General features: G+C 51.2%; 24 protein-coding genes. 8 read left to right on the forward strand and 16 right to left on the reverse strand.

Annotated features, from left to right (window positions below):
- Complete coding sequence (locus C7820_RS08130) at window positions 1-687, reverse strand: response regulator transcription factor (protein WP_116231681.1); 687 nt, start codon at window positions 685-687, stop codon at window positions 1-3.
- A gap of 160 nt (window positions 688-847) precedes the next feature.
- Here C7820_RS08130 and C7820_RS08135 point away from each other — a divergent pair, with 160 nt between their 5' ends.
- The 3 genes from C7820_RS08135 to C7820_RS08145 all read left to right on the forward strand — a co-directional run bounded on the left by C7820_RS08135 (window position 848) and on the right by C7820_RS08145 (window position 2900).
- Window positions 848-1057, forward strand: coding sequence for an SHOCT domain-containing protein (locus C7820_RS08135; protein ID WP_309545743.1), 210 nt, complete (start codon window positions 848-850; stop codon window positions 1055-1057).
- A 107-nt stretch (window positions 1058-1164) separates the two neighbouring features.
- The gene (locus C7820_RS08140; RefSeq protein WP_116230512.1) at window positions 1165-2223 is read left to right on the forward strand and encodes a DJ-1/PfpI family protein; all 1059 of its coding nucleotides are present in this window, start codon (window positions 1165-1167) and stop codon (window positions 2221-2223) included.
- 29 nt (window positions 2224-2252) lie between these two features.
- Window positions 2253-2900 (forward strand): DUF2306 domain-containing protein, encoded by a 648-nt coding sequence (locus tag C7820_RS08145; RefSeq protein ID WP_116230513.1) that lies wholly within the window; start codon window positions 2253-2255, stop codon window positions 2898-2900.
- Between the two features lie 116 nt (window positions 2901-3016).
- Here the strand turns inward: C7820_RS08145 and C7820_RS08150 are convergent, their stop codons facing one another.
- Window positions 3017-3571 carry a P-loop nucleotide/nucleoside kinase family protein gene (locus C7820_RS08150; protein ID WP_116230514.1) on the reverse strand — a complete coding sequence of 185 codons (555 nt, stop codon included), beginning with the start codon at window positions 3569-3571 and terminating at the stop codon, window positions 3017-3019.
- A gap of 183 nt (window positions 3572-3754) precedes the next feature.
- On the opposite strand from C7820_RS08150, the gene C7820_RS08155 reads away from it, so the two are divergent.
- Complete coding sequence (locus tag C7820_RS08155) at window positions 3755-4318, forward strand: restriction endonuclease (protein WP_116231682.1); 564 nt, start codon at window positions 3755-3757, stop codon at window positions 4316-4318.
- 90 nt (window positions 4319-4408) lie between these two features.
- Here the strand turns inward: C7820_RS08155 and C7820_RS08160 are convergent, their stop codons facing one another.
- From C7820_RS08160 to C7820_RS08205, 10 genes are all read right to left on the reverse strand, one after another.
- Window positions 4409-5221, reverse strand: a complete 813-nt coding sequence (locus tag C7820_RS08160) for a formate/nitrite transporter family protein (RefSeq protein ID WP_116230515.1) — start codon at window positions 5219-5221, stop codon at window positions 4409-4411.
- Entirely contained in the window at window positions 5196-5546 is a 351-nt protein-coding gene (gene nirD, locus C7820_RS08165; protein WP_116230516.1) for a nitrite reductase small subunit NirD, read from the reverse strand. Before nirD ends, C7820_RS08160 begins: the two co-directional genes overlap by 26 nt.
- Before the next feature lie 12 nt (window positions 5547-5558).
- Window positions 5559-7964, reverse strand: coding sequence for a nitrite reductase large subunit NirB (nirB, locus tag C7820_RS08170; RefSeq protein WP_116230517.1), 2406 nt, complete (start codon window positions 7962-7964; stop codon window positions 5559-5561).
- A 238-nt stretch (window positions 7965-8202) separates the two neighbouring features.
- A complete protein-coding gene (locus tag C7820_RS08175) occupies window positions 8203-8694 on the reverse strand; it encodes a VOC family protein (RefSeq protein WP_116230518.1) in 492 nt (163 codons plus the stop codon).
- Window positions 8695-8825: 131 nt separating this feature from the next.
- The gene (locus tag C7820_RS08180; RefSeq protein WP_116230519.1) at window positions 8826-9701 is read right to left on the reverse strand and encodes an alpha/beta fold hydrolase; all 876 of its coding nucleotides are present in this window, start codon (window positions 9699-9701) and stop codon (window positions 8826-8828) included.
- Window positions 9694-9948, reverse strand: a complete 255-nt coding sequence (locus tag C7820_RS08185; protein ID WP_116230520.1) for a hypothetical protein — start codon at window positions 9946-9948, stop codon at window positions 9694-9696. The genes C7820_RS08180 and C7820_RS08185 overlap by 8 nt, the downstream gene beginning before the upstream one ends.
- 49 nt (window positions 9949-9997) lie before the next feature.
- Entirely contained in the window at window positions 9998-10492 is a 495-nt protein-coding gene (locus C7820_RS08190; protein ID WP_116230521.1) for a DinB family protein, read from the reverse strand.
- A gap of 52 nt (window positions 10493-10544) precedes the next feature.
- A complete protein-coding gene (locus tag C7820_RS08195; protein ID WP_116230522.1) occupies window positions 10545-10976 on the reverse strand; it encodes an NUDIX hydrolase in 432 nt (143 codons plus the stop codon).
- A gap of 318 nt (window positions 10977-11294) precedes the next feature.
- Complete coding sequence (locus C7820_RS08200) at window positions 11295-11753, reverse strand: NUDIX domain-containing protein (RefSeq protein ID WP_116230523.1); 459 nt, start codon at window positions 11751-11753, stop codon at window positions 11295-11297.
- A 46-nt stretch (window positions 11754-11799) separates the two neighbouring features.
- Window positions 11800-12195, reverse strand: a complete 396-nt coding sequence (locus tag C7820_RS08205; RefSeq protein ID WP_116230524.1) for a VOC family protein — start codon at window positions 12193-12195, stop codon at window positions 11800-11802.
- 278 nt (window positions 12196-12473) lie between these two features.
- Here C7820_RS08205 and C7820_RS08210 point away from each other — a divergent pair, with 278 nt between their 5' ends.
- Window positions 12474-13385: an AraC family transcriptional regulator gene (locus tag C7820_RS08210; RefSeq protein WP_116230525.1), complete on the forward strand. Its 912-nt coding sequence runs from the start codon at window positions 12474-12476 to the stop codon at window positions 13383-13385.
- A gap of 495 nt (window positions 13386-13880) precedes the next feature.
- Here the strand turns inward: C7820_RS08210 and C7820_RS08215 are convergent, their stop codons facing one another.
- The gene (locus C7820_RS08215) at window positions 13881-16793 is read right to left on the reverse strand and encodes a glycoside hydrolase family 3 protein (protein ID WP_116230526.1); all 2913 of its coding nucleotides are present in this window, start codon (window positions 16791-16793) and stop codon (window positions 13881-13883) included.
- 133 nt (window positions 16794-16926) lie between these two features.
- Window positions 16927-17823 carry a stalk domain-containing protein gene (locus C7820_RS08220; RefSeq protein WP_116230527.1) on the reverse strand — a complete coding sequence of 299 codons (897 nt, stop codon included), beginning with the start codon at window positions 17821-17823 and terminating at the stop codon, window positions 16927-16929.
- A 259-nt stretch (window positions 17824-18082) separates the two neighbouring features.
- Between C7820_RS08220 and rlmD the strand changes: the two genes are divergently transcribed.
- Window positions 18083-19492, forward strand: coding sequence for a 23S rRNA (uracil(1939)-C(5))-methyltransferase RlmD (gene rlmD, locus C7820_RS08225; RefSeq protein ID WP_116231683.1), 1410 nt, complete (start codon window positions 18083-18085; stop codon window positions 19490-19492).
- Between the two features lie 35 nt (window positions 19493-19527).
- Window positions 19528-20235 (forward strand): DNA alkylation repair protein, encoded by a 708-nt coding sequence (locus C7820_RS08230; protein ID WP_116230528.1) that lies wholly within the window; start codon window positions 19528-19530, stop codon window positions 20233-20235.
- A gap of 80 nt (window positions 20236-20315) precedes the next feature.
- On the opposite strand, the gene C7820_RS08235 is transcribed toward C7820_RS08230, so the two are convergent.
- Complete coding sequence (locus C7820_RS08235; protein WP_258875167.1) at window positions 20316-22022, reverse strand: ABC transporter substrate-binding protein; 1707 nt, start codon at window positions 22020-22022, stop codon at window positions 20316-20318.
- A gap of 270 nt (window positions 22023-22292) precedes the next feature.
- Here C7820_RS08235 and C7820_RS08240 point away from each other — a divergent pair, with 270 nt between their 5' ends.
- Window positions 22293-23162, forward strand: a complete 870-nt coding sequence (locus C7820_RS08240) for an AraC family transcriptional regulator (RefSeq protein ID WP_089547251.1) — start codon at window positions 22293-22295, stop codon at window positions 23160-23162.
- A gap of 17 nt (window positions 23163-23179) precedes the next feature.
- Here C7820_RS08240 and C7820_RS08245 read toward each other — a convergent pair whose 3' ends face one another.
- Entirely contained in the window at window positions 23180-24691 is a 1512-nt protein-coding gene (locus C7820_RS08245) for a glycoside hydrolase family 43 protein (protein WP_116230529.1), read from the reverse strand.
- Window positions 24692-24790: the final 99 nt, after the last annotated feature.

The raw sequence follows: 24790 nt of genomic DNA on the forward strand, positions 1-24790 counted from the left end.
TTATCCTCCCTCGAAGCGATACCCTACTCCCCACACGTTGACCAGGTATTGCGGTTGATTCGCGTCAACCTCTATTTTCTCCCGGAGCCGGCTGAGATGAACCCGAATCGTATGGCGGTCGCCGACCCCTTCCCAAAACTTGGCGAGCAGCTGCTCATAGGAAAATACATGCCTTGGATGTTCGGCGAACAATCGCAGCAAATCGTACTCCTTCGGGGTGAGCACGATGCTGACCCCATCCACAAAAACTTCCCTGGTAGACAAGTTTAATTGGATCCGGCCGTAGTCAAGGATCCTTTCCTTCGTATGCTCCCGCGAAGCGGTGCGCCGCAGGACGGCTTTTAGCCTGGCGACAATCTCTCCCGGAGAAGCCGTCTTCACGATATAATCGTCGCCGCCGAGCGTCAACCCCCGAATCTTGTCCACATCATCGCTGCGCGCGCTCAGAAAAAGGATCGGAACGTCGCTATCCGCGCGAATCCGGCGGCATAAATCAAACCCGTTTTGTCCCGGCATCATAATATCCAGAATGATCGCGTGAACTGTATTCCGTTCAAACATGTCCCATGCCTCTGCCGTATCGCAGGCCGTGATCACACGAAAATGGTCATTCTCCAAAAAGTCCTTCAACAGTTCGACGATGCTGAGATCGTCGTCTACAACGAGAATCGTATGGCTTACGCTCATGTACATACATCCCACCTTCGCATCCTAGTTTATCATCTTTTTAGTGAAGAGCTAACCGCCCTTCCCATTTTGTGATGCAATGTTTATCGTTTTGTGACACTTTTATTTCTTCATTCGAGATATTCATTTGATAGGATGTTGTTCGTGAAGGAGGTTGACCATGGAAAACAGCAGTGTATACGTGTTTAGCGCTTTGTTTTGTATCACGCTTTTTTGTTTTTTTGCGGTTCGGATTTATTCCATTCGTCACAAGTCCGGTAATAGCCGCCGCCGGGAGGATGACATTGCCTGGATTCTCAAAAACCGGATGGCCAAAGGTGAAATTGACGAACAGGAATATAGCCGGCTTAAGGACTTGCTGACCAAATAACGATGATTGCCCATCATGTACCCGTTCGGCGATCGTGTCTCGCGTAAAAATACAAGGGGCTCAAGTTGAACGTACGGGCTTCGTCTTCAATGAAGGAGGATGTATCGATGTTAACCGTTCAAATCGTTCTTTTTGATGGCTTCGATCTGCTGGATGCCTTGGCACCTTATGAAGTTTTCTGTGCCGCGGCGATGATGTCCAATGATGCGCTGGAGGTGAAGCTTGTCACCGCCGAAGGAGCAAGAGCTGTGGCCAGCGGCACCCAGGGCCTGCCTATTGAAGCAGCCGGTAAACTGGATCCAAATCGAGCGGGGATTATTCTCGTTCCCGGGGCTGCCGGGGATGTCGAAAGCGACGGTCCTGATTCCGTCCCAGCCATATTGGCACGAACCGCAAATACCAAATTGACCGGCATGATCAGGGAAGCCCTTGGAAGGAAAGACATCATTGTCTCCACCGTATGCGGCGGGTCCTTGGTTTTGGCCATGGGAGGCTTGCTGGAAGGCAGACGGGCCGTTACGCATCATCTGGGCATGGAAGTCCTTGGCGCAACCGGTGTTCTGCCGGTCAAAGCACGTGTCGTGGACGACGGCAATTTGGTTAGTGGCGGCGGCGTAACGTCCGGGCTCGATGTTGCCCTGCATCTGGTGGAACGCGAGCTTGGCCCTCGGATCGCCCATGCGATCGAGGAGCTGTTCGAATACGAGCGGAGAGGTATCGCATGGCGGGCACAGGGAATGGTGCCGAACTCGGAGAAGACCGAAACAGACAAGGAATCGAACCTTGTGCTGAGTACTGAAGCGGTGAATCCACCTTCCCCTCCCCTTCAAAACACATCCGGACATACAGAGTCCGTTTTCGACGGAGAATGGGATGTGACCATTGCAACGCCCGTGGGTAAAATGGATGTCAAGCTCTCCATCGCAACAAGCCATGGGGAAGTCCGTGGAACGGCCACCCAAGGGGATGAAACGGTCAAATTTATGAGTCCCGTCATTCAAGGTAACAAGCTAACCTGGTCCCAGCAAGTGACCAAGCCGATGCGTTTAAACCTGAAATTTGATGTAACCGTCGATGGTGACGAGCTGCACGGCACCGCCAAAGCCGGCGTGCTTCCGGCCTCCAGGGTCGCCGGCAAGCGCTTGAAATCAACTTTTCAACAATGAATTGAAGAGCTTTGGGGGTTAAGAATGAAGTGAACAAACGAAAAATCTTATATGGTGTGTTGGCCTGTGTCAGTATTTTGTTTATCCTTTACGCTTTATTGGATAATTTTATTATCGATCCCGGTGCGGAAGGTTTTTTAAGCCATAAAACCGGTCTTCAACGTGAAATTCACCTCCCAGCGTGGTTAAGCGTTATGCGCATACATGTTGCTTTTGCGTGCATCGCCATGGCGGCTGGGCTTGTCAATTTTTCCAACCGCGTTTTTCAAAAAAGCCGAAAATTCCATCGGATCAACGGATACCTGTATATGGTGTCGGTGCTTCTTGTTGTTATCACTTCCGGGTATATGGCCCCTTATGCCACCGGAGGAAAAGTGACGAGCATGGCGTTTAACGCGCTAAATTTAATCTGGCTGTTCATTACAGTGACGGCACTCATTCAAATTAAGAAGAAACGGGTCATTCGGCACCGCAACTGGATGATTCGGAGTTATGCGTTTTGTTTTACAAACCTGCTCATTCATCTGATTACTTCCGTCCTTCAACAGGGTTTTGGGTTGGAATATGCTTTGAGTTATACCATCGGCGTCTACGGAGCGATCGTACTGCTGCTGATTGTTCCAAATATTCTGATCAGAACGATGAAGATAACGCGAAAAATTACTGTTGATCTGTAATAGAAAATTGTGCTGAGATGAGAAGTGCTAATGTTCCTCCTGTAGAACTACGAAAGGCTGCCGTGCGTACGGCAGCCTTTTAGTAATCCGCAAAACAGACCAGCAGAATCTGCCGACTATTGTTGCTCTATCCCATATTCTATTACGATTTCTCCTTCTCCCTGTGGCTCTTCAAACGAGTTAAGAAAATTGTTCAACGTCTCCTCGGTTATAGGAAAAGCGGCGTTCGCATCGAAACGTTGGCTCCGGACCTTGAGGCGCTTTCGCAATTCATCAGGGTGTACTTTTAAATAAATTAACTTCCACTTTCCTCCCGAATGTTCAATAAGCCGTTTATAGTCATCTCTCGCGGAACGGCTCCAAAAGCTGGAGTCGACCACAACCTGCTTTTTGTTTTGAACCAAAGTGACTAGCTTTTTTCGTAAGCTTGCATGCGCGACATCCAAGTATTCTCTGTATTTTTCAACCGGATAATCGATTCCGTAACGACCGTGCGTGTTCCACACCTCCTCGTCAATAGAGAGACGGATGAATCCTTGTTCCTCCAATCTCTGGGAAAATGTAGTTTTCCCGGAACCGGCGATTCCGCACATGAGCACGACTAGAGCGGAGTCACGATCCCGATCCCGATCCCGTTCCAACCATTCCTCGAAATTCAACGTCCCGGTCATTTAACAATCACACCCCATGTTTTATTTATGTATATCCTTTACTCTCTTACGGTCATGTTCAGCTGGCAAGTCATTTGAAATGACTTCCTTCGTTGACGCGATTTTGATATAGTGGATAGGAACAAACATTCGGATATTTGGAGGAAACCTAATTTGCCTACTACCTTGGATACAACGACCATCATGATCGCAGGGCTGATTGCCCTGCTCCTCGTCCTATTCGTCATACGTTTGGTCAGAAACCGCAGAAAAAGGATCCGCCGGGAGGCGAATCCGCGCAAGATTACGATCAAGGATATCGATTTAATGGCAGACGGCTCTGAATTTGAGCTGTATCTCTTCCGGCTGTTTCACGAGCTCGGATATAGAGAAGTGTATCAAACGACAGCCAGCCGGGACTTCGGCGCCGACTTGGTGTTTACGGATCAGAGCGGACTGAGAAACGTCCTTCAGGCCAAACGCTACGGGAACAGCAATCCGGTCAGCATCGGCGCGGTTCAGGAGATTTATACTTCGATGAGATACTATGAAGCTGAGCGGGCCATCGTGCTGACTTCCGGAAGATACACCGAATCCTGCCGCATCCTGGCGGCCGTGAACGGGGTGAAGCTGTTGGACAGGGAAGATCTGGAGGAACTGATCATTCTATTTAAAAGCCGCCGTTACGATGAAGCAATGGCTATCATCGAGGAACCTGCTGTGACGGAAGCGCCAACGTGGAAACCAAAAGCCAAGAAAGCGACCTGATGGGGCGTACCGCGCTTTCTTGGCTTTCATTCCCGCTGCACCCTTGGGGCTCTCTAAGGGAAGGCTCACGGTGTTGATTATTTCAGATCATTAACTTGCAGACCTTTTGCTTTGCGGCAGAGTTTCGATCTCCACTTTCTCTTTATCTTTCGTCATATACCAATAAGCCAGACCTACGAACACGCTGCCGCCGACCATATTACCGAGGGTAACCGGAATCAGGTTTGCGGCCAGCCCTCCCCAGGTTACCGTGTCTGGATGCGGGATGAAGAGCGAAACCGAGAGCAGCGTCATGTTCGCCACACTATGCTCGAATCCGGAAGTAATAAAGGCGAACAGACACCAGAAAATCATGACCAGCTTGGCGGTCTCTTCCTTCAGCTTCATGGAGCACCAGACGGCAAGACAGACGAGCGTGTTACATAAAATTCCCCGCATGAACAATTCCATAAACGGTGCATTCATTTTAACAGCAGCCGTGCTGTTGATGAATTCGGCCGTTCCCCCTTTCGCCAATCCCGTCCATACGAAGATCGCCGCGACCAGCAAGGATCCGGCAAAATTGCCGAGGTAGCTGTACAGCCATATTTTAAGCGTATCGAGCCAGGTCGTCTTCTTGTTCAGCGTGCTGACCACCATGACCATATTGTTGCCTGTAAACAAGTCCGATCCTGCCATCAGGACCAGACTCAAAGCGATACCAAAGCTGGCTCCCATGACGATCTTCATGGCGGGTGCGTGAACCGGAGCGAGCAGTCCGCCGATCGTAAAGATCAGTATGATGCCGAGACCAACGAACAAACCGGCAAGCATGGAGGATACAAAGTATTTGCCTATACTCCGGTTCATAAGGCTAACCTTGTTTATCCCGGCGGTTTCAACGATCTGAATGGTGTTTTTCATGCTCCTTCAGTCCTCCAATATAGACGTAACCGTCGATGACCGCGGTTTTGTAGGTCTGGATGCAGCCGTCGTCCGGCTTTTGCACTTCCCCAGTCGTCAGCGAAATTTTCCAGTCGTGGAGCGGGCAAAAAACAAATTCACCCGACACGATGCCCTCAGCCAGCGGACCGTTCTTGTGGGGACACCGGTTGCTAACCGCCCGCACCTCCCCGTTTGACAGCCGGAACAACGCAATCGACTCATCGCCAACGCGTACCTCCTTGCCAATCTGCGGCTTCAGCTCATCCAGCTTCATCACTTTCATCATTTCTCTCGTCACGCTCATGCCCTTCCCCCCTTATGGTCTCTCCACGGTATACATCCGGCGGCGTTCTTCGTCTTCCAGCGCGGCCGACCATGCTTCCCGATACGTTGTTTTCGCATGCTCGAAGCGGCTGGCTAAACCGGCAATCTCCTGCTCATTGTCCAACATTTGGCGCACCCAATCTGTGCCCATGCGCTTCACCCATGGGGCTGTGCGTTCGCCGTAAATGCCGGTTTCCCGGTATAGCTGAACGTAGGCTTTAGCCAACAGGATCACTTCGTCCTCAGTCGCCACCGTCGTCAGGCTGTCGCATTCCCGGACCTCGGTGCCGCCGTTTCCGCCAAAATACAGCTGGTATCCGTTCTCCACGCAGACGACGCCAAAATCCTTCGTCAATACTTCGGCACAGTTTCGCGGACAGCCGGTCACGCCCATTTTCATTTTGTGCGGCGTATCGACCATCTCGATCTCCTGTTCCAGCCGGATACCTAGTCCTAACGAGTCCTGGGTGCCGAACCGGCAAAATCTCGAACCGACACACGATTTTACGTTACGCAGCGACTTGGAGTAGGCGTATCCCGAACGCATCTCCAGCTCCTCCCAAACGTTAGGGACGTCTTCCTTCTGTACGCCGTACAGCCCGATGCGGCTTGCGCCCGTAATTTTTACCAGCGGCACGTTGTATTTCTTCGCAACTTCACCGATGCGGATCAAATCCTCCGGTGTCGTCGTTCCGCCATACATCCGCGGAATGACGGAGAACGTACCGTCCTTCTGCATGTTGCCTTCCATTCGTTCGTTGACATATCGGGATGCCTTATCGTCGGCATACGTCTCGGGATGCAGCATCCGCAAATAATAATTCAGTGCCGGACGGCACTTCGAGCAGCCCTCCTCGGATGCAAACCCGAGCACGATGCGCGTCTCCCTTGGCGACTGCAGACCTTTCTCGCGAATCGCGGCCACCACCTCATCGCGGGTAAGCGTCGTGCATGCGCACATGCCTGCCGCCTTCTGCGCCGATGCGTCGAATTTGTCGCCCAGCGTATGCGCAAGAATCGCCTCAACCATGCCGCGGCATTTGCCGCATGAGCCTCCGGCTTTGGTCACAGCTTTCACTTCGTCGAACGTGGTCAGTCCGTTTTCGAGAATGGCGCCGACGATGCGTCCCTTGGTTACACCGTTGCATCCGCAAATCGTTTCGTCCGCGCTGATCGACGCGACATCGAGTCCGCTGTCTCCCCCGGCTTTATGGAGCACGGAGGCACTCGTATATTCCTGAATGTCGCTGCCCTTCTTCAGCAGGCTGAACAGCCGGGTTCCGTCGGATACGTCCCCGTACAGCACGACGCCGACGATGCGGTTCTCGCGGACCAGGATCTTTTTGTAGGATCCGGCGACCTCGTCCTGCACGACTATGGCTTTCGTGTCCGCATCCGCGTGGATTTCTCCACCGGAAAACAGATCGCATCCCGCTACCTTAAGCTGCGTGGACAACACGCTGCCCGCGTAACCTTCCGTAGGCCGGCCTGTAAGGTGGTCCGCAAGCACGATGCCCTGTTCATACAATGGAGCTACCAGACCATAGGCAATACCGCGGTGTTCAGCGCACTCGCCTACGGCATAAATCGACGGGTCCGTCGTCTGCATCAGGTCGTTGACTTGAATCGCCCGGCCAACCGCCAGCCCCGCGTCCCGCGCCAGCGCTGCATTGGGACGGATGCCGACGGCCATGACGACAAGATCGCATTCGACGTTCGTTCCGTCTTCAAACCGAAGCCCTTGTACTCTCCCGTCACCGTAGATTTCGGTTGTTTTCTTTTCCATCAGAAACTTCATGCCCTGGGCTTCCAGGTCCTGCTGAAGCAGCTTTGCCGCTGCCGCGTCGAGCTGCATTTCCATCAGATGGGGCAGCAAATGAACGACATGAACCTCCATCCCCTGGTTCATCAATCCGCGAGCTGCTTCCAAGCCGAGCAGTCCGCCGCCGATCACGACCGCCTTTTTGTATTGTTTAGCCGTTTCCAGCATCATTTTCGTGTCTTCAATGGTGCGGAAACCGACGACGCCTTCCAGGTCGTGTCCTGGTACAGGTAAAATAAACGCGCTGGATCCGGTCGCGATAATGAGCTCGTCGTAGGGGACGACGGTTCCCCGGTCGGTTCGGACTTCTTTCGACGCTCGGTTAATCTCTATAGCCCGTTCCTTGGACAGCAAATGTATGTTATTGGACTGATACCAGTCCCAATCGTTAATCGTGATTTCTTCAAACGTCGTTTTCCCTTGCAGCACAGGGGACAGCATAATGCGGTTATAGTTGGGATACGGTTCATCCCCGATCATCGTTATCTCGTAGCGGTCGCGGTCCCGGCGGAGAATTTCCTCGATACACCGCGCCCCCGCCATCCCGTTGCCTATCATCACCAATCGTCTGCTCATAAACACGCCTCCCGTGCAACCTTGTGAAATTCATTACATTTATATCGTAACGGATATGGGAGGCTTTGCCTGTGAAGTAAATCACAGCGGCTTTGTTAAAGCAAAAAATTTGCGAAGGGCAGGAATGTTACGGCGTTATTGTGATGACCTCCAACCGTAAGAAGCAAAAATACAAAAGGCCACCCTGACAGGTGACCTTTTCTTCGAACCTTCGTATTTAACGCGGGTAAGAATAACTTTAATTTTCGTAAGCTTGCTGCAGCGCCTTTATGTCGATTTTCTTTTTCGTCTGGAGTATGGCTTGCATGACTCGCCCTGCTCTAGCCGGGTCGGGGTCACTGATCATCTCCGTTAAATGGCTGGGGATGATTTGCCAGGATACGCCGAATTGATCTTTTAACCAACCGCAAACCTGCGCCTTTTCGTCCCCTCCTTCGGAGAGCTTATCCCAATAATAGTCCAGCTCCTCCTGATCATCGCAATGAACGATAAAAGATATGGCCTCATTGAACTTAAAATGCGGACCCCCATTCAGTGCGACAAATGGCTGCCCTTCCAATTGAAATTCCACGGTCATCACCGTTCCCTCTACACCACGGCTTTCCGGACCGTAGCGGGCAATTCTGCCAATTTGGGAATCATGGAAAATGGACGTATAAAAATTCGCCGCCTCTTCAGCTTGAGAATCGAACCACAGGTTTGGGGTAATCTTGTGCAAATTCATTCGCATCCTACCTCCCGGCTATATTCATTTCTATGATGATTGTAGCCTATCAAGGGAACCGGCGTTTCTTTTCGATTGCTTTGTTGGCAGCATAGGATCAGAGGAGTGCTAGTTTTGTTGACTCCCGTGCAATTCGTTTAGTGTTTGTCTAAAAACACAAACAATTTTCGATACATTTCAGCGGAGTCTTCTCCAACCCAAATTAAATGACCCCACGAATTCAATTCACATAACTGGGAACTGAGAATCACCTCATGAGCAAATCGGGCATGATCTATGGGCACGGAGGCATCATGAATACTGTGCATGATCAAAGTCGGGCACCTGATAGCGGACAATTCATGATCAAGCTGCTTCCCGGTCTGCACCAGGTCGATCAGAAAACCGTGACCGGACCTCTGATCTTTCAACATATTGGAGAACTGCTCCAAGTCGTGCTCGTTCGTCTGATTTAATACCTCCGATGTCGGTAATTGACTGAACGAACCGATCATGCTCTTGAATATCAGCTTGGGGAAAAAATAGTTCATCGTTCTCATCATCGCCCAAACGTATTTTTCCAGTGAAGGATTAAACATGATTTGAGCCGATTTGTATAATTTGTCAGCTGGAGTCAGCCACCTCCGAGTAACGGCCGATTGAAGCACAAGGCTTCTGACCTGCTGCGGATAGGATGTCACAAAATTTATTCCGCTTGGCCCTCCGGCCGATATCGCGATGAGGTGAACCTGATCGATGCATAAATGGTCTAAGAGTTCCTTGTAAGCATCGCAAGCGACACTCAGATTCTCACCTAACTCCTTTGACGTCTTACCGTAACCCGGTCTGGATGGTGTGATCACCGAGTAGCCGTGTTCGTAAAACTCCCGGTAACCCAGTTCTTCACGGCAATTGGAATGACCTCCATGCATCATTAGAAGAGGCTCCCCTTTTCCAACAATCGAATATTCTATTGTATAGCCTGCTTTGGTAGTAAAATAGCCGATGGTCCGGTTGACCCGATCTCTAGTCATCGGAAATACGCCATCCCACTTGCACCCAGCTGCTGATCGATCGAACAACAGCGATGATGAATGAGATGAATAATAACCCGGAAGCTATATACCAAAGAACAGCTTGAAAACGGTCAGGTTCAGGAGGCTCACCCACAGGACCTGTCTCGGGGATCATCGGATGCAGGCACAGATATCCTGCCCGTAACGAGCAGACTGCCAAGATCAACGATGAGATCGCAAGCAGCAACCATTTCATTTTTTCCATACCCTGTCCCCTTTCCGAAAAATGTACAGCACCACAGTTTCTGATCTCTTCAGTCCCAAGTTAACTCGCCTTTTCTCATTTTGGCAATATAAATGATCTGTCCCGTATGGTAGTGCACTTCTCTGAACATCGCCATCATCAGATTTAGGGCTGTCGTTTCGTTGTTCACTTGGCTGTATGTAAGCGGCGGCAGATGGAGGAAAGGCTGGGACAACAATTGCTCCGGCTCGGATTGAAGATACTGAAGAATGATATCAAACGCTTCTTTAGTATGCTGATATGCTTCTTCTTTCGTCATCATCAGTCCACGTTCGAATTCTTTATCCCGGTCCCGCTTGTCCGGAATGTTATACAGGATCGTCTCAACCCGTGAGTGGGCCGCGCCCCGAATATGCGCAACCAAATTAGCAATACTGTTGCTTTCCGGAGTCGGGTGCCAGGTAATATCTTCTTCCGACACTTGTTCAATGGCTTTAAGCGTCCCTCTTTGTTCCGATATCAGCTTGACCTTCATGCTTTGGATAAATTCGAGTGCAAGTTCCATGTTCACATCTCCTCGTTTAGTAGCCCGAACATTATGGATCCCCTATTGCTCCCTATTCGATCCATTGTCTTGGCCCCACCTTGTGAAACAGCTCATGGTTTTGGGTATGGCGCAGTGCATCTTCGATCCGTCTGCATGTGAAATCACTAATGGGTCTAGGAAGTTCGTCCCTTGAATAAAATCCGCATTCTACAATTTCAGGCGAGCTTGGCTGTGGCACACGGGTATCTTTACTCGTCGCAAGGAACACAAAGTGATGAATGTCATAATCCGGATCGTAATATATGCCTGTCAGGTTCCCGATAAGCACTTCCATGCCGACTTCCTCAAATACTTCCCTTTTTGCGGTTTCTTGAGCCGACTCGTTCTCTTCCGCCTTACCGCCAGGCAGGTCCCAATTGTGTTTGCCATAGCTGTGTTTTACCAGCAGCACTCTTCCCTCAGCATCGAGAATTATGGCCGCGGAGCCAATTAACTTTGGCATGGATAGTCCTCCTTATGGGGATTGAATGAATTAATCGACTTCAATTCATGAAGGTATTGTTGTTTTCCAAAATTCTCCTGATCATTATACCAGAACATATATTCTGAATCATCCTTGAAAATAACTTAACCCTCAACAGCTTTCTGCTTCCTCAAATCCCCATAAAAAAAGAAGCCGTTCAGGCTCCTTTATCACTTTCATTTGTTAAATCACTCGATTTTCAGCAAACGAACAACCTCACCATCCCAAAGGTCATCGCTAACTTTCAGAAATCCCAAAGATTCGTATAAATGACCTGCGGTTATTCACCTGAATCACTTAATTCACATCACCGAGATACCGGACGTTCAATTCATTATTCACTAATTGATGTCCAAGCGCTTTCGGATACAGCCTGATGTGATCGAGTTGACGAATATCCACCCATTCTACGCCGATCTGATCCGGGTCGGGCTGGGTTCCATCCATCTGTGCCGGGGCTTCCTGCGCAAGCGAGCAGACAAAATAAAACTCCACTTGATGAACGTCATGATCCCATGCTGCGAACTCATGATTTTTCCCGATGTACTCGCGCACGTAAACAAGGTCCTGCACCTCAACTTGTACTCCAAGTTCTTCGACGCATTCCCTCTTGAGGGTCTCTTTCAGTACTTCTCCGTGCTCTTGGCCGCCGCCTGGGAATAGGTAGAAAAAACCGTCGTTATCCTTGTTTTTGGTCAATAACAATTTTCCTTGCTGAATGATGATCGCTTTCGCAGAGTTTCTAATTGGCTTCATGCTAACCTCACGATTCCTAAATTTCTATGTGGTATGGATCAGTCTTTTAAAATCCGTTATGTTGGACAAGGTCCAGCCGATTTCCGTAGAGATCCTCGAAGACCGCCTCAATGCCCCATGGGACCTCTTTCGGTTCACTGAGAAAATGAACTCCGTTTGCCTTCATTTGGTCGTAATCACGATAGAAGTCATCGGTTTGGACGACGAGGAATACGTGGTTCGCGGCTTGGGTTCCAACCCTGTCCTGCTTAGCCTCCGTGTGTGCCACCACAAATACGATGGCGGTTTGCGCATCCTTCGATGGAGCTACGGTGACCCATCTCATGCCGTTCCCGAAATGGTTGTCCGTTAACAGAACAAACCCTGCCTTTTCAGTGTAAAATTCAATCGCTTCATCAAAATTTTTAACCAGCAGCGTAACATGTCCTATTTTTTTCTGCATAAATGCTCACTCCTCGTTGGTACATGAAAAAGCTCATTGGTCCTGAACCTTTTTTATATTTTTTCCTTCGACCTTCTCCATGTTAACATTTTCGCATGACAGAAAAAAAGAAGAAGTTGACGGAATGAATCGGCTTCTACATCCGGAAAAGGAGGTTCTTATGATGATTCAGGAAAATGATCTGAAGCATCTCAGACTCAGAACAATCATCCATTCTTGCCTGATGTCAGCTCCTTTGTTATTCTTACCGTATGTTTGAACAAGGAGGCGTTCTGAAAATGGATCTAGAAATGCACCCCAACGGACTCGAACCCTATTTGTCTGAATTATCCGGGCGGCTAAATCAGCTGTTGCAGACGGATGGATTACATATCACAGAGATCCCGTCACTGCACATGATGCGGGCCACGGCGAAATCCGAACCTATTCATAGCATGTACGCGCCTTCTTTATGCTTCATTGTCCAGGGCGCCAAATCCGCAGCGCTTGGTCAAGAGATTTACCACTACAATCCGACCACGTACCTCGTGACATCCGTTCATCTCCCGATCAAAAGTGAGATCACCGAAGCCTCGCCTGAGGTTCCGTTCATTGGGCTTCACCTGGAGTTTACACCGGATCAAATTCTGGATATACTGCAGCATACAGATCTAGCCTGGCCTGAAGAATCGGAGCCGGGAAGCGGCATATTTGTCGGCAAGACGAATTCGCAACTGCTTGATGCCCTGCTGAGGCTGGTTAAATTATTTGACCAACCTGCCGAAATCCCTATCCTGGCTCCCTTGATTACACGGGAGATTCTCTTCCGCGTTCTGCAGGGCGAGCAAGGCCATTTGGTCAAGCAGTTTGCGGTGATCGGCAGCCAGGCGCACGCCATTGCGAAGGCCATTCAGCTCATCCATCGTGATTATTCCAAGCCGCTTCGCGTCGAGGAACTGGCGAAAGAAGTAAATATGGCCGCGTCGTCTTTTCATAAACATTTCAAACAGGTGACGGCTCTGAGCCCGCTGCAATATCAGAAGCGGATCCGGCTCCAGGAAGCGAGACATCTCATGATCAGTGAAAAAATGGGGGCAGCCGATGCCGCTTTCCAGGTTGGTTATGAAAGTCCTTCCCAATTCAGCCGCGAGTATGCCCGATTGTATGGTCTGCCGCCTAAAAGCGATTTGAAGCAAGCCTCTATCCAGTAAGGGGATTCCCTCATTTCCATAGGTGAAACACAAGCTGCGCCACAAGAACAGCAAGCCCCGATCTCGATGAGATTGGGGCTTGTTCGCTTCATGATGACTGAATTTAATTAATCATGTTAAGGATTGTTCTCTGGTGCGTAACTTCCCGATTTGTTGAAAAATCGTACAGCACGCATGCTCACATAATCATGATCTACCTTGTGGATGCAACATCCAGTATCTTGGCCAGCCAGCAGTCTACTAGCCGATGGTGCCAGTCGTAATCCGTGTAAGTAACTTTGTGGGAAAGTTGTGGTACGAGATGACATGATTCAACATGCTGTCTGGAGTACTTAAGGAAAATTATTTATTTAATATGATTAATGATTAATCAGATAAATATAACCTTCATATCTTCTTGGCAGTTACATGCCCGCATGAAACCTAAAATACACCCGCCCTTTAATGCAGGCGGGTGTATAGGTCAATAGCTGGCTTTTGCTTTCCGTTTCCGATTTAAGCGAATTGGAATTGGCTAATTGCCAGGTTTCCTTTCAAAATAAAATACACATTCTGACTTCCGTGTATTCCGCTAAGCTTGCAGGAATACTCCTGCCATGTCTGTAAGTCGCCTGAAGTCAGAGTGATCCGGCCCACAGGCAGCCCTTCAGGATGATCCAGCCGCACTTCAACGACGGCATCCGCCGCTCCGGCCGCCCGGATTCGCAGCGTATCCGCACCGTCCTCGAACTTGGCATCACGGAAAGCGATCCATCCGGATGGATCCTTCACGATCACGGCGCTGCCGCCTTCCGTACACTCACCGATCAGAACGCCTTCGTAATCGTCGTAATTGATGGCTTTCGTTAATTGTGTAAGGTCACGCGGCGGAATGGTCTCACCGTCTACAACCAGCTCGGCTGTCAGCGGCAGGTTCTCCGAAGAAGCGCCGGCCATCATCATATAGGTGCCGGTCTCGATGCAGTAGCGCTCGCGGGTGACATCCCAGATCGCCAGCTGATCTAGCGGAACTTCAAAGGACACATCGGCTGTCTCTCCCGGTTGAAGCATCACTCTGCGGAATCCAAGCAGCTGCTTGAGCGGTCGCTTGACGCGGGACTGATTTGCCCGGCCGTACAGCTGCACCACTTCCTCCCCTGCCACTTCGCCGATGTTGGTTACCCTGCATGTCAGACGAACCGTTTGATCCGTGCCTGCCGTAAGCTTATCCTTGGCGAGCTGCAACCCATCGTACCGGAAACTGGTGTAGGACAAGCCGTGTCCAAACGGATACAGAGCCTCGCCCTCGAAGTATTGGTACGTTCTGCCGTGCTTAATGACATCATAGTCCATAAATTCCGGCAGCTGGTCGACGGATTTGTACCACGTCATATTCAGTCGTCCCGCCGGGTTGGTATCCCCGAACAGCACGTCTGCCAAAGCATGACCCAGTTCCTGGCCGGCATGGGACGTGTACAGGACGGACGGTACATTCGCGTCCACCCAGTTTAGCGCGTACGGGTAACTGCCTACGACGACGACCACCGTGTTCGGATTGGCTGCATATACCTCCTGAATCAGCTTCTCCTGCGATTCCGGAAGTGTAATGTCCGGACGGTCGATCGTCTCCTTGCCGTTAATCAGCGGATGATTGCCGACGAACACAACCGCCAGCTCCGCTTCCGCTGCTGATTCTTTGGCGGTCTGAAGCTTGTCCGTGACGATTTCCAGCTCGAACAGATCGGCATGGACGATCGGGGCATCCTCACCGGATACCTCGGCAGCACCTGCAACGTTGATCTCATTTGCAGTCTCCGCGGCTTGGCCGTCGCCAACCAGCAGCTGACCTGATTCGGCATGCACCGTCACCGGTGTACCGTTCCATGTTGAGAAGGTTACGCATCCTTGCTCATGTTCGGCAGGAGGGATGAGGAAGACTTCTTTGGTGAACCACTCCCAAATTTGTTCGGAAGACGCTTTAACGATCTTATCGTCAGTTGTCAGGTAGCGGCCATTGTCTTCAGAGATCAAGGTGTGGCTTCCCCAGCCCCAATCCGTCATTTCAAACACAGACGCATCCAAAGCATTTTCGGTCGTTGCAGCCAGCGCTGCCTCTTCTCCGGCCTGAATTCGCACATACCGCCCTGTCTTTTTGGATTTGAGCCGAATCCGGTCCGTTCCCCCGCTGTACCGTGTCTTAACGTTCGTTCCTGCGCCGGAAAGCTTTTCTTCGATGCCCTGAAGCGGCGTGACGGCATAAGGGAGCGAACCGCTGTACCAATCCCGGTACACCATTCCGGCGAGCGGCCCGATCACGGCCACTTTGTTCAGCTTGTCTGCTTTGAGCGGAAGAAGCCCACGGTCATTCTTCAGCAGCACCATTGCCTTACGGGCGGCTTCCCGGGACAGCTCCGCATGCTCTGGCCGTAAGATTACGGATTCATCGATCGCAGCATACGGGTTGCCCTCTTCAGGATCGAATTCGCCGAGCCGGAAGCGGACGCGGAAGGTATTCGTCAGTGCGGCATCAAGATCGCTCTCGGCCAGCAGTCCCTCACGCAGCGCTTCACGCAGCGCATCCTTGATCACAGCCGAATCGTCCGTGATGCTGTCAATCCCGCCTTCTTTAACGGAGCGGGCAACAGCCTCCTTATACGTATCCAGGTATCCATGATCGCGGACGGTACCGGTCACGTCGAAGGCATCGCTTACAACAAAACCGTCCATGCCCCACTCGTCCTTGACGATGGCTTTGACGTCAGGACTCAGGTTCGCCGGCACGCCGTTGATGGCGTTGTAAGCCGTCATCATGGACTGGGCGCCGCCTTCCTTGAACGGAATCTCAAAAGCTTTCAAATAATATTCCCGCATGTTGCGCGGATCAATGCTGACCGAAGCGTCACCCCGGCCAACTTCGTTATTATTCGCAATAAAATGCTTCAAAGTGGCAACCGCTTTCAAGTATACGGGATGATCGCCTTGAATGCCCTGAATGAGCGCGGAAGCCAGTTTCCCGGTCAGGATCGGGTCTTCTCCGTAGGCTTCTTCTGTTCTGCCCCAGCGCGGGTCGCGTTCCAAATCGACGGTCGGAGCCCACAGGGTCAATCCGTTCACTTCGGGATTGCGGCGGTAGAACCCTCTGGCCTCGTCACCGATGACGCTGCCGATTCGTTTCATGAGTTCCGTGTCCCACGTACAGCCAAGGCCGATCGGCTGCGGAAATCCGGTCGCTTCTCCCAGCCATGCCATGCCGTGGGCTGCTTCCGTTCCGTGTTTATACGCTTTCACACCGAGCCGCTCGACGGCAGCTTGATATTGAACCATCAGCTCCACTTTTTCTTCCAGTGTAAATCGGGAGACCAGGTCTCTCACTCGTTCTTCTAGAGGTAAGGATGTATTCTGAAATGGATAGTCGGTCTGTGCTGGCATCGTTATCATCTCCTTCAGGCGTATTTTAAGCCATATCGGTTTCAGGAGATACCCGGATAATTAGAGGCGTTTTCATATAGAATTCATAGAAAGACTGTCCGTTAGGTCACCCTGAGGAAAGATTCGTATGTTCCTAGTTCATTGGTGCGTATTCGGCAAACCCCGTCATCAATATTCTTATGCGGATATTGACGCGCTCCACCTTCCAAGCCCCTCCTGTCCAGATGAGCATAACGGTCCGATCCTCTATGTATTGATCCTCTCCCGTCAGCCCGTTCCCTAACGGAGCCGATTGTGTAAACGTGGCGGCAGTTTTGCCGGTATATTCGGGCAGGGTTACCGGATCTTTATAGCGGCCGGCTGCCTGCAGCCCTTGATCATGAATCAGCGTACGGATGAAGCGTTCGGTAAAATAGCGTTTGTACTGTGCGCTCACGTATGTAGCGTCCAGATTTTGGACTTCGTTTAACTTATCCGACAACAACTTCATGCGGGCGGAGGTCAGTTTTTGGGTACCCGTCATAGAAACAGGGGATGGTGACGGTTTAATTTGGATCCGGATTCCTTCCAGCTTCGCCGTGGCAAGCTTGGACGGTCCATCCCACTCAACTGTAGCTCCCAATGCTGCTGCGACAAATTTTAATGGAGCATAGACACTACCATTCAACACTTGGACGGGAGCTCCCATATCGGCATACTCGCGATGCGGCAGGTCCGGATATTCAGGAAATTCTCCTCTTGATGGGGTCTCCACGATGGCACGCCTGAAATTTGCAGCCAGCCGAATGGTACGATCGTTTTTGCGGATAACCAATTCCTTTTCTGCAGGAAACCATTCAAAACGGGCTCCCAACGGTTCGACTAAAGACCGGACCGGGACAAGGAGATGTCCTTGGTTCCATTCTGCATTTTGAACGGCTACCGACTGTGGGGCTGCTGCGGCTTGTGCAGATTCATTCATCGCAAATCCCGTCATTTCCAATCCCGTTGTGGCCATCGTTATCCATAATAATAATTTCAGCTTTTTCATATGAAACAGGTCACCTCTGCTGCTTTTTAAGATATAAACGCTGACCAACAGGAAATGTCACGAAAAATGCAGAACCCGGCGGCGGAACATGGCATTCCTACCTGGCCGCGTGGTATAGTGAAACGAAGAACAAGCGATGGAGTGTAGAACGAACATGAATGAACGAAAACATCCCAATAACAAACGACAGTCCCAGGCCGGGACTCATTTATATCGAAAGGATGCAGCTGCTCGCAAAGGCTTTCGCAAAAATGAGCCGATGAAGCAGACGCCTGGCTCTGCCCGCGAGCATGCCGATGAGCTTCGGACCGGCGACCGCATCGTCGTGACCATCAAACGTTTGGGCATTAACGGTGAAGGAGTAGGTTATTATCGGCGGAAGGCGGTTTTTATCGACGGAGCGCTGTCCGGTGAAGTCGTCAAGGCCGAGGTAACCGAAGTGCAGCCTAAGTTTATCAAAGCGCAGCTTACAGAGGTGGAGAAACGATCTCCCCACCGGATTGAACCTCCCTGCCCGGTTTTCGGCGTATGCGGCGGCTGCCAGATTCAGCATATCTCGTATGAAGGACAGCTGCAGGCCAAAACGGACATTGTCCGCGAAGCGTTCAACCGGTATGCCGGTATCGACCAGCTCAAGCTGAAGCCGATCCTGGGCATGGACCACCCTTGGGACTACCGCAACAAAGCCCAGCTGCAAGTGGAACGCCGGAACGGCGAAATCATAGCAGGGCTGTATGAAGCCGACAGCCACAGCATCGTGGATATCAGCGGCTGTCCTATCCAGCATCCAAAGGTAAATGAGGCCGTGGAGAAAGTGAAATCCGTGCTGGAAGAACTGCGCATCCCGCTGGCCAAAGAAAACGGCAGTAAAGAAGGTGTGCGTACGATCGTGGTGCGTCACGGCTTTCAATCCGACCAGCTGCAGGTGACGTTGGTTTGTGCAAACAGCAGCCTGCCGCGTCAGGACGATCTCATCCGTCTGCTCAGATTGTCTATCGACGGATTGGCAGGAATCGCCCTGAACGTCAATCCGAAGCGGACCTCGCTGATCTTCGGAGACCGGACCATCACCATATGGGGGGCCGATTCCATGCAGGAATCCTTGAGCGATCTGGAATTTTCCCTATCGCCGCGAGCGTTCTTTCAGCTTAATCCGCAGCAGACGGTGAAGCTGTACGAATCGGTCCGTGCTGCCGCCGGTCTGACCGGCCGTGAGACGGTCATTGACGCATACTGCGGCACTGGCACGATCGGGCTCTGGCTGGCCCCGCACGCCAAGGAAGTCCGTGGTATCGAGACGATCGCGGAGGCTGTTGAGGATGCCAAACGGAATGCCGAGCGCAACGGCCGTCATAACGCCAGCTTCCATGTAGGCGAAGCGGAGGATCTGCTCCCGCGATGGGTCAAAGCGGGACTTCGCCCGGACGTCATCGTCGCAGACCCGCCGCGAACCGGACTGGACCGCCGCTTCCTGGAAACCGTTCTGAAAACGAAGCCCAATCGTTTCGTGTATGTATCCTGTAACCCTTCCACATTGGCAAAAGATAGCAAGGTGCTGATCGACGGCGGTTATGAGCTCCAGTGGGCCCAGCCCGTTGACATGTTTCCTCAGACGAGTCATGTGGAGTGCTGTTCGCTGTTCGTTTGGAACGGCAAAAGCGGAAAATAAAGACGGCAACAAATTGAAGAAGGCGGTGTCAAAGCATGGATTTTGAACAGGTCATGCAGGAGCTCGAAGCTCTCGGCAAGGAACGGCTCAAGAAGCAGTATATGTCCAATGGAGCACATGAACCGCTTTTTGGCGTAGCGACAGGTGCCATGAAACCCATGGCCAAGAAGATCAAAATCGATCAATCGTTGGCCGAGCAGCTGTACGCCACAGGAAATTATGACGCCATGTACTTTGCCGGCATCATTGCCGATCCGAAAGCGATGACCGAAGCGGATTTTGAGCGTTGGATTCAGGGGGCCTATTTTTATATGCTGTCCGATTACGTGGTGGCGGTAACCTTGGCGGAAACCGATATTGCGCAGCAACTCGCCGATCAATGGATCGCAAGCGGTGAGGAGCTGAAAATGTCGGCGGGCTGGAGCTGTTATTGCTGGCTTCTAGGCAGCCGGCCGGACGCTCAATTTGACGAAAGCAAACTCGCGGATATGCTGGGATTGGTGGCAAAGACAATCCATGAAGCTCCGGAACGCACAAAATCGGCGATGAACAATTTTATATACACGGTTGCCGTATCCTATCTGCCGCTCCATGATAAAGCAGTCGAGACTGCAAAAGCAGTCGGTCCGGTAGAAATGAAGCGCGATCATAAAAAAAGCAGCATCCTAAATGCTTCGGAAAGCATTCAAAAAGCGGTGGATAAACAACAGCTCGGCTTTAAACGCAAATATGTAAGATGTTAATTGCAGATATGTAAGATGTTAAACGCAGAAGATGCACAGAAGGAGCTCAAGACTCCTTTTGTGCATCTTTTTATGCGTGTTTATTTACCGCTCCACAGCTCCACTCTCGCTTTGACCAGCTCCGTATATTGCTTTTCCATCTCCACGGCGCCCGCGTCGTCGAGCTCCTTCAGCATACCGTCAAAAATTGCGTCGAACTGCTCCGGTTTTGCCAGAACGGCTTCCGGAATCCGTTTGCGGATAATATCCTGCGTTTTCTGATAAATCACGTTATAATTGCCGTCCTGCGGAGCTGCAATATTCCAGGCAGCACCCCACGGCTTGACCGGAAATTCCTTGCTCGATGGGAACAGGTCTTTCCAGGTGGTTGCTCCGTATGCCTCAAGCGTTTCCTTTTCCGGCTCGGTGTATGAAGCGATAATTTGTTCCGGAAAATTCGTCGTGTAGTAGTTTCCTGTGGCGTCCTTGACACCGTCACCGTAGTGAGCCGACATGTTTCCGTACAAGCCGATCCCGGTGGTTTTCGTAAAGTTGGCATTATCATTCACTTTCTTATCCAGCACTTCTTGGGGAATAACCCGTTTGCCATCCACCACATTATAATGCTTGCCTTCAATCCCCCAGTTGATCAGGACCTGTCCTTCATCGGATGCAAGGAAGTCGAGGAACTTGATTGCCCGTACGGGATCTTTGCATGCAGTCGTAATGCCAACGCCCCAGCCGGACATAAATCCGGTATCCTGGAAGTTATGATCCTTGTACTCTTCCGACATGGTCACCGGAAAATGGGCGTAGGTGCGCTCCGCCTTCCCGCTTGACTTCAGGGCATTCTCGGCTTCCGCATATCCCCATTTGGCGTCAATCAGACCGAGGACGCGGCCGCTGGCGATTTTGGACTTATACTGATCGCTCTTTTGGACAAACGTTTCTTTATCCAGCAGGCCCACATTGTACATATGGTTCAACCAGCGGAAGTATTCCTTCTCCTCCGGCCGCTTATAGTGCAGCTTGGCTTCAAAGGTATCCGGATTAATGTAGTATTCACCATCGTCCTTAAGTCCGGTAGCATACACTGCGGGGTTCGTAACCGTGATCATGATTCTCCAGTCATCGGCGTCCAAAGTTAACGGAATGGTCGGCTTGCCGTCAATTGTAGGATGCTTATCCTTGTACTGCTGGAGAACGTTTTCAAAATCCTTGACGGTTCTGACTTTCGGATAACCCAGCTCCTTCAGCACCGCATTTTGGATTTCAAAGCCGCTGCCGGCGTCAAAGTCCTGCTGATCAACAGCCGCGTTACTTGGTATGACATAGATAGATTTGTCGTCGTTGCTGTATGGCAGGCGGTTCATATACTTGCCGTATACCTTTTTCAGATTGGGTGCATACTTGTCGATCAAATCGGTCAGGTCGATCATGGCCCCGGCTTCCACCAATTTGTCGACATCGCCTTTGCCGTAAATCAGATCCGGGTAATCACCGCTCGCCGCCATAAGCGATATTTTATCCGCTCCCGCGCCGGATACGGCGAATTCCGCATCCAGGGTCACCCCTGTCCTTTTGGTGATCTCTTTGCCAACCTCATCCTGCATTTTGTTCCAGTTCGAGCTCGCGTCCGCCCCAAAAAACGAAAATGTGATCGGGCTCGTATCGTCTGATTTGGAATCCTGCGTGCTGCCGGCCGAACCGGCTGGCTTGCCATCCCCTGAACTGCTGCACCCTGCCGAAATGAACAGCATGCCGGCAAGAAGAAGCTGCCCGAATTTTTTCCCAACTGTACCTGTCATGGTCATGTTCCCCCTTATTTCTGTTAAGAATGCGTTTGCATTTTTCGGTTTAGCATAGCTGATTGATGTTAGCTCTCCCGGTTATCCTTCCGTTTGTGCGTGCAGTAAAAACGTTTTCGGAAATGTCCTCGAAAAACATCCCTCCTCTACCGGTTTCCGGTTTGGTTAATAGCCATTGTAATTCGTAATCTACAAGCAAACCTTGATTTTTAAGTCGCAATTATAGGATGATATAGACATCAAACCATACTTTATCGGGTGGGATCCTCCATGAGCATCAACGTGTATTTAAACTGGTTTACGACCGATGAGCAGTTTCCGTTTTTCATCCAGTATGGAGGTCATGACGAAGACATGCAGCTGCATAAGCACATCGACTTTTGCGAGCTGGTGATCGTACTGAACGGACATGCTACGCATATCGTCAACAACGAGGCTTCTTTTATCAAAAAAGGCAACGCGTTTGTTATTAATGGCGCCACGCAGCATGCCTACAAGGATCCGTACGATTTTAAAATTTGCAACATCATGTTCAAGCCCGATATGCTGAAATATGCCGGCCCGGATTTAAGGGCATCTCAAGGATTTCAGGCGCTTTTTATTTTGGAACCGCTTTATCGCCATCTGCATCCTTATGAAAGTAAACTTAATATTCCGCTGTCCAATCTCGAACATGTGGCTTCGGTCATTTCCGATATGATTGACGAATACCACCATCGGCACCAAGGTTATCAAACGATGCTGGCGTCACGGTTTATGGAGCTTGCCGTATACTTGTCCAGGCTGTATGAGCACCAGGATCAGGGCGTCGAGAGCAATCTGATGCATTTGGCAAATGCAGTATCCTATATCGAAGACCACTATCTCGAACCGGTGACCCTGGAAGAAATCGCGGATAAGTCCCGGATTTCCGTACGGCACCTGAACCGGATCTTTCGGGCATATTATCAGACGTCGCCGATGGCGTATCTTCAGCGGCTTCGCCTGGAACGGGCATGCATCCTGCTCAAGCAGACGAACCTTTCGATCACCGAAATCTCATACGAATGCGGCTATAACGACAGCAATTATTTGACACGCCAGTTTAGAAAAACTTACGGCATGACGCCCAAAGCATTCCGGAAAAGCGTGCAGCCGTAAAGGCTGGAGCACCAGCGTCAGCCAACCGGATCGTACTCGAACCAATCGAACGACGCGGGAGCAGGCTCCTCATCGGCAGATACCGCGTACATCGCCACGAATACCCCGGTGAATCCCCCGGCCACTTCCGTGGAAAGCAGGTGGGTCTCCCCCCAGCCGATTTCCGTCAGTTCTGCTCCCGGCTGCCCGTAATAAAACACGAATTTGTCAGGCTGTACCTCGATCTTCAGTTCCAGCGGCCCTGCTGGACAAGCATGTTCTTCCTCCACGCATAAAGATCCGACGGTTCGCCGTAGCCGTATCTTCTTGACTCCATTTCTTGACGTAACGGCAAGATCATAGTGATACTTCTCATTCATATAAACCGTTAACCCGGCTTCTTCCCCGTCGCCGGCTGGTTCATATTCCATGGCTGCCGAAATATTGCAGGTAAAATGGCACAAACGGCGGCCAACAAACGCCGGAGAGCCGGTGTCTGACAGCGTCGTCCGATTTCCGCGAAGTTCCAGGTGCCCAGGCCGCCGCTCCAAAGACCAGCTCCCGGGAGCGGGATTACGTAAAAAGGTCCACTCCAGCTGAAGCTGTGAGGCGTCAAAGTCATCCCTTGCCGGCTTATCGTCCCAGCGGACGGCAGGCAAATTCGGCGAGTCCATAACGGGTTCGATGTGTCCGCCTGCTCCGATGACCGGCCAACCGTCCGTCGTCCAGGTTACCGGCGCAAGCATCACTTCCCGGCCCAGGTGGTGGCGCATCGGATAGGACGGTGGCCGGATCCCCAAACAAACCGCCCACCAGCTTCCATCATGAGCTTGTACCAGATCAGCATGACCTGTCGCATGGATGGTGCTCTTTATGCTCCGGTTCGACAGAATCGGATTATGCGGGCAAGAATCATAAGGTCCGTAAGGATCGTTGCTTCTGGCGATCGTCACCATATGTCCGAACTCCGTCCCGCCTTCGGCGATCATCAAGTAATAATAATCCCCGATTTTGTAGAGATGCGGCGCCTCAGGATGCGCCCCTCCGGTTCCCTGCCAGATCAACCGGCTTTCGGTGAGCATCTCACCGGTTTCCTTATCGATCTCGCATTGATAAATCCCGTCTCCCTCGTCTCCCATTCGGGTCGACTGGAAATACACACGGCCGTCCTCATCGAAAAACAAGGATGGATCGATCCCGCCCTGCGCAACGGGTATCGGATCGGACCAGGGTCCAGCTGCTTCAACACTGGTCACATAAAAATTCCCGATCCCGCTAACATTGGTCGTTATCATATAAAACAAACCGTCATGGTAGCGGAGGGTTGGCGCGTAAATGCCGCCTGAGCTGCCTGCACCCGCCAGCGGCAGCTGCTGCTCGTTCGTCAGGCAATGCCCGATTTGCCGCCAATGCACCAAATCTTTGCTGTGAAAAATAGGCACCCCCGGAAAATACTCGAATGTGCTGGTGACCAGATAATAATCGTCACCGACCCGGCAGATGCTGGGATCCGGATGAAACCCGGGAATGACGGGGTTGGTATACTGCATCGATACTCAGCTCCTAATCGTGATGATTCCACATTTGACTCTATGAGAGCGGTTACGCCAATTTGTTCTGGGTTCAACCGGCTCTGTCCATATTCTAAA

This window comes from Paenibacillus sp. VMFN-D1 (assembly GCF_003386155.1).
Lineage (GTDB): Bacteria > Bacillota > Bacilli > Paenibacillales > Paenibacillaceae > Paenibacillus_AQ > Paenibacillus_AQ favisporus.

Bases quoted from the DNA above. Each gene is read 5' to 3' on its own strand.
- C7820_RS08235 (WP_258875167.1), bottom strand. From the start codon at position 22,022: ATGACAGGTACAGTTGGGAAAAAATTCGGGCAGCTTCTTCTTGCCGGC.
- C7820_RS08180 (WP_116230519.1), bottom strand. From the start codon at position 9,701: ATGACTAGAGATCGGGTCAACCGGACCATCGGCTATTTTACTACCAAA.
- C7820_RS08175 (WP_116230518.1), bottom strand. From the start codon at position 8,694: ATGCGAATGAATTTGCACAAGATTACCCCAAACCTGTGGTTCGATTCT.
- nirB (WP_116230517.1), bottom strand. From the start codon at position 7,964: ATGAGCAGACGATTGGTGATGATAGGCAACGGGATGGCGGGGGCGCGG.
- C7820_RS08215 (WP_116230526.1), bottom strand. From the start codon at position 16,793: ATGCCAGCACAGACCGACTATCCATTTCAGAATACATCCTTACCTCTA.
- C7820_RS08200 (WP_116230523.1), bottom strand. From the start codon at position 11,753: ATGAAGCCAATTAGAAACTCTGCGAAAGCGATCATCATTCAGCAAGGA.
- C7820_RS08160 (WP_116230515.1), bottom strand. From the start codon at position 5,221: ATGAAAAACACCATTCAGATCGTTGAAACCGCCGGGATAAACAAGGTT.
- C7820_RS08150 (WP_116230514.1), bottom strand. From the start codon at position 3,571: ATGACCGGGACGTTGAATTTCGAGGAATGGTTGGAACGGGATCGGGAT.
- C7820_RS08130 (WP_116231681.1), bottom strand. From the start codon at position 687: ATGAGCGTAAGCCATACGATTCTCGTTGTAGACGACGATCTCAGCATC.
- C7820_RS08220 (WP_116230527.1), bottom strand. From the start codon at position 17,823: ATGAAAAAGCTGAAATTATTATTATGGATAACGATGGCCACAACGGGA.
- C7820_RS08135 (WP_309545743.1), top strand. From the start codon at position 848: ATGGAAAACAGCAGTGTATACGTGTTTAGCGCTTTGTTTTGTATCACG.
- C7820_RS08245 (WP_116230529.1), bottom strand. From the start codon at position 24,691: ATGCAGTATACCAACCCCGTCATTCCCGGGTTTCATCCGGATCCCAGC.
- C7820_RS08240 (WP_089547251.1), top strand. From the start codon at position 22,293: ATGAGCATCAACGTGTATTTAAACTGGTTTACGACCGATGAGCAGTTT.
- C7820_RS08185 (WP_116230520.1), bottom strand. From the start codon at position 9,948: ATGGAAAAAATGAAATGGTTGCTGCTTGCGATCTCATCGTTGATCTTG.
- C7820_RS08140 (WP_116230512.1), top strand. From the start codon at position 1,165: ATGTTAACCGTTCAAATCGTTCTTTTTGATGGCTTCGATCTGCTGGAT.
- C7820_RS08155 (WP_116231682.1), top strand. From the start codon at position 3,755: ATGATCGCAGGGCTGATTGCCCTGCTCCTCGTCCTATTCGTCATACGT.
- C7820_RS08210 (WP_116230525.1), top strand. From the start codon at position 12,474: ATGGATCTAGAAATGCACCCCAACGGACTCGAACCCTATTTGTCTGAA.
- C7820_RS08230 (WP_116230528.1), top strand. From the start codon at position 19,528: ATGGATTTTGAACAGGTCATGCAGGAGCTCGAAGCTCTCGGCAAGGAA.
- C7820_RS08190 (WP_116230521.1), bottom strand. From the start codon at position 10,492: ATGGAACTTGCACTCGAATTTATCCAAAGCATGAAGGTCAAGCTGATA.
- nirD (WP_116230516.1), bottom strand. From the start codon at position 5,546: ATGAGCGTGACGAGAGAAATGATGAAAGTGATGAAGCTGGATGAGCTG.
- C7820_RS08205 (WP_116230524.1), bottom strand. From the start codon at position 12,195: ATGCAGAAAAAAATAGGACATGTTACGCTGCTGGTTAAAAATTTTGAT.
- rlmD (WP_116231683.1), top strand. From the start codon at position 18,083: ATGAAGCAGACGCCTGGCTCTGCCCGCGAGCATGCCGATGAGCTTCGG.
- C7820_RS08195 (WP_116230522.1), bottom strand. From the start codon at position 10,976: ATGCCAAAGTTAATTGGCTCCGCGGCCATAATTCTCGATGCTGAGGGA.